Here is a 4,443-nt window from a genome sequence, read left to right on the forward strand (position 1 = left end):
GGTGTCCTCGGGGACGGGAGCCGGGGCCGGCTTCGTGGCGGCGGGGCGCTTCTTGCGGGCGCTCTTTCGCTTGGTGGCGGCGTCGGCGGCGGGGGCGCTCAGCACACAGGCGAGCGCGAAAGTCAGGGCAAGACGGGTCTTGTTCACGATGCGGCGGATGCTAGCCGACCGGCGGGGCGGAAGACCAATGTCCCTCCCGGGACGGGGGGAACCCGTCCCGGGTACACAGGGACTCCAGCTCTTTCAGACGTCGAGCTCCTGCACTTCGCCCGCCATCTCGGTGATGAACTTGTAACGCGCGGAGACGTCCTTGCCCATCAGGTCGTTGATGATGCGGTCGGTCTCCAGGGCGTTGTCGATGGTGACGCGCAGGCTGATGCGGTTTCGCGCATCGAGCGTGGTCTCCTTCAGCTCATCGGCGGTCATCTCGCCCAGGCCCTTGAAGCGCATGATGTTGGGCTTGGCGTTGCCCCGGACCTTCTCGCGGATGATGCGGTCGCGGTCCGGTTCGTCCAGGGCCCAGTACGTCTCCTTGCCAATGTCCACCCGGTACAGCGGCGGCTGGGCGATGTGCACCGCGCCCGCCTCGATGAGGGGCCGCAGGTGGCGGTAGAAGAACGTGAGCAGCAGTGTGGCGATGTGGTGGCCGTCGCTGTCGGCGTCCATCAGCAGGAAGACGCGGCCGTATCTCAGCTTCGTGATGTCGAAGTCCGAGCCGATGCCGCACCCCAGCGCGCTGACGATGTCCTGGAGCTCCTTGTTGCCGGCCACCTTGTCGGTGGACGCCTGCTCCGCGTTGAGCACCTTGCCGCGCAGGGGGAGGATGGCCTGGGTGCGCCGGTCGCGGCCCTGCTTGGCGGAGCCGCCTGCCGAATCACCCTCCACGATGAACAGCTCGCTCGACTGCGGATCCGTGGACGAGCAGTCCGCCAGCTTCCCGGGCAGGTTGAGCCGGTGGCTCACCGCCGTCTTGCGGTTGATGGCGGCGGAGGCCGCGCGGGACGCCTCGCGCGCGCGGGCGGCCAGGATGATGCGCGCCAGCAACGCTTCCGCGATGGACTTGTTGTCGTTGAGCCACTTCTCCAGCACCGGACGGATGGCCCCGTCCACCTGGCCCGCGGTCTCCGGGTTGTTGAGGCGGCCCTTCGTCTGCCCCTGGAACTGGGGCTCCACCACGTACACGGACAGGATGGCGGTGATGCCCTCGCGGATGTCCTCCGCGGTGAGCGTCACGCCCTTGGGCGTCAGGTCGTGCGTGTCGATGTAGTTGCGCATCGCCTTGACGATGGCGCCCCTGAGGCCCGCCTCGTGCGTGCCGCCCATGGCGGTGGGGATGCCGTTGACGTACGAGCGCACGTGCTCGTCCGTGGCCTCCGTCCACGCCAGCGCCACCTCCAGCCGGACCTCGTTGTCACGCGCGTAGTAGAACGGCGTGCTGCCGGTGGGGACGATGGGCTTCTGTCGCTCGGAGACGACCTTGGTGAGGTACTCCGCGATGCCGCCGTCGTGCTTGTACGTCACGTGGACGTGGGGCGTGGCCGTCTCGTCCTTCCAGATGACGGTCATGCCCTTGTGCAGGTAGCTCTTCGCCTCCAGCCGCTCGCGCACGAGTTCCGCGTCGAAGCGCTGCTTCTCGCCGAAGATTTCGGCGTCCGGTTCGAAGGTGATCGACGTGCCGGTGCCGCGCGCGGGGCCCTCCACCTTCAGGGGGCTCGTGGCCTTGCCGCGCGCGTACGTCTGCACGTGGCGCTTGCCGTCTTTCTTGATCTCCACCAGCAGCTTGCTGGAGAGCGCGTTCACCACCGAGCTGCCCACGCCGTGCAGACCGCCCGAGTGGATGTAGTTGCCCTGCTCGAACTTGCCGCCCGAGTGCAGCGTCGTGAGGATGACCTCCAGCGCGGGCTTCTTGTGCTTGGGCATCATGTCCACGGGGATGCCGCGCCCGTTGTCCACGACGGTGATGGACTTGCCGCCCTTGTGCAGCGTCACCTCGACGGTGGTGGCGTAGCTGTTGATGACCTCGTCCACCGAGTTGTCGAGGATCTCCCACAAGAGGTGGTGGTAGCCCGTGCTGTCGGTGCCACCGATGTACATGGCCGGGCGCTTGCGCACCGGCTCCAGGCCTTCCAGGACCTGGATGTCCGCGCCTGTGTAGCTTTCCTTCTTGGTCGCCATGGCCTTCCCGCTACTCCTTCTTCTCCGGCAGCGGCACGAAGGTGACGGGCTTCGCCACCTCCTTCACCGTGTCGCGCTTGGACATCTCATGGCCCTTGCCGCCGCGGGCCGTCACCGTGAACTTCGCCGGTGACAGGTGCAGCTTGCGGCCCTTCTGCGTCTCGAATTCCAGCGTGGCGTCCTTCTGGTTGGCGGGCGCCGCGAGGAAGTCCACCACCCGGTCGCCCGGCTCCACCTTGATGACCTGCACGCCCTTGCCGGGGCCGGCCAGCTCGTTCACCTCCGCCACCTTGCACACGAGCGCGCTCGTCTTCTCCGTGAGGACGCCCAGCAGGTCGCGGTCGCCCACCGGCTGCGTGCCGATGATCTCATCGCCCTCGCCCGTCTTCGCGTAGCGGCGGCCGGCGCGGGTGGAGACCTCCGCGTGGGGCGCCAGCAGGAAGCGCATGCCCAGGCCCTGGCGCGTCACCGCCACCAGCTTCTCCGGCTGGTGCAGGCGCGGGTCCAGCGACAGCGCGCCCACGATGCGCTCTCCGTCGTCGAACTTGAACAGCTTCTGCACCGGGTCGCCGTAGCCGGTGGAGGCCGGCACGTCGTTGAAGCGGGTGACGTAGGCGGTGCCGAAGTTGGTGAACAGCACCAGGTTCGCCTTCAGGCTGCCGGCGAGCACCGCCATCACCGCGTCGCCTTCGCGCAGGCGGGTGGTGGACGGGTCCTTCACCTCGCGCACGCGCTTGATCCACCCGTCGCGGGTGAGCACCACGTGGGCGTCCTCGTCCGCGATGAACGCCTCCGCGGAGAACTCCACCTCTTCGGAACCGGCGCCGCCAATGCGGGTGCGGCGCTTGTCGGTGTAGCGCGCCTTCATCTCCGTGAGCTCGTCGCGGATGACGCCCCAGCGCTTCTTCACGTCCTTGAGGATGCCCTCGATGCGCTTGATCTCCGCGCGCTTCTCCTTGAGCTCCTTCTGGACGACGAGGATCTCCAGGCGCGCCAGCTTGTACAGCTTCATCTCCAGGATGGCGTCCACCTGGATCTCATCCAGCTTGAAGCGGGCCATCAGCTTCTGGGCCGCGTCCTGCTTGCCCTCGGACTGGCGGATGATGCGGATCATCTCGTCCAGCGCGTCGTAGGCCTTCTCGAAGCCCTCGAGGATGTGGACGCGGCGCTTGAGCTCCGCCAGCTCGTGCTCGAAGCGCCGGGTGACGATCTCCAGGCGGAAGTCGAGGAAGTAGCGGAGGATGCTCTTGAGGTCCAACCGCTTGGGCGTGCCGACGTCCGGGTTGTCGGAAGGCACGAGGCAGGTGAGGTTCACGCCGAAGGTCGTCTGCAGGGGCGTGTGCTTGTAGAGGTACGCCATCACCAGTTCGGGGTTGGCGTCCTTCTTCAGCTCCAGGACGATGCGCACGTCCTTGGTGGACTCGTCGCGCACGTCGGTGATGAGCGGCAGCTTGCGCTCGCGCACCAGCTCACCAATCTTCGCGACGAGGGTGGACTTGTTCACCGTGTACGGGATGGAGGTGACGACGATCATCTGACCGCCGCGCTTGAGCTCCTCCAGCTTGTACTCGCCGCGGACGCGGACGCCGCCCTGGCCCGTCTCGTAGATCTCGCGCAGCTCCGGCTTGCTGTTGAGGATCTGCCCGCCGGTGGGGAAGTCCGGGCCCTTGATCCACTTGAGCAGGTCCTTGACCAGAAGCTCCGGGTTGTCGATGAGGGCCAGCAGCGCGTCCACCAGCTCGCCCAGGTGGTGGGGCGGGATGTTGGTGGCCATGCCCACCGCGATGCCCGTCGTCCCGTTCATCAGGAGCTGGGGCACGCGCGCGGGGATGACGACGGGCTCGTCCCGGGTGCCGTCGTAGTTGGGCCGGAAGCGGACCGTCTTGCTGTCCAGTTCGCCCAGGAGCTCCGTGGCCAGCTTCTCCAGCCGGCACTCGGTGTAGCGGTAGGCGGCGGCGGAGTCGCCGTCGAGCGAGCCGAAGTTGCCGTGGCCGTCCACCAGCGGGTAGCGCAGGGAGAAGTCCTGGGCCATGCGGACGAGCGCGTCGTAGATGGCCGTGTCGCCGTGCGGGTGGTAGCGGCCCATGATGGCGCCGACGACCTGGGCGCACTTCTGGTACTTGGTGTCGAACGACAGGTTCAGATCGTTCCACATGCCGTAGAGGATGCGGCGCTGCACCGGCTTGAGGCCGTCGCGCACGTCGGGCAGGGCGCGCGAGGTGATGACCGACAGGGCGTAGTTGAGGTAGCGGCGGCGGGCCTCCTCGG

At 67.5% G+C, this 4,443-nt stretch carries 2 protein-coding genes; both read right to left on the reverse strand.

The annotated features are described in order from the left end of the window. Positions 1-243: 243 nt before the first annotated feature. The gene (locus D7V93_RS38860) at positions 244-2,175 is read right to left on the reverse strand and encodes a DNA gyrase/topoisomerase IV subunit B (RefSeq protein WP_120648111.1); all 1,932 of its coding nucleotides are present in this window, start codon (positions 2,173-2,175) and stop codon (positions 244-246) included. 10 nt (positions 2,176-2,185) lie between these two features. Continuing rightward, positions 2,186-4,443: DNA gyrase/topoisomerase IV subunit A (locus D7V93_RS38865; protein WP_147451566.1), on the reverse strand; the 2,258-nt coding region annotated here is incomplete at its 5' end.

The organism is Corallococcus llansteffanensis (assembly GCF_003612055.1).
In the GTDB taxonomy this organism is placed as follows: Bacteria; Myxococcota; Myxococcia; order Myxococcales; family Myxococcaceae; genus Corallococcus; species Corallococcus llansteffanensis.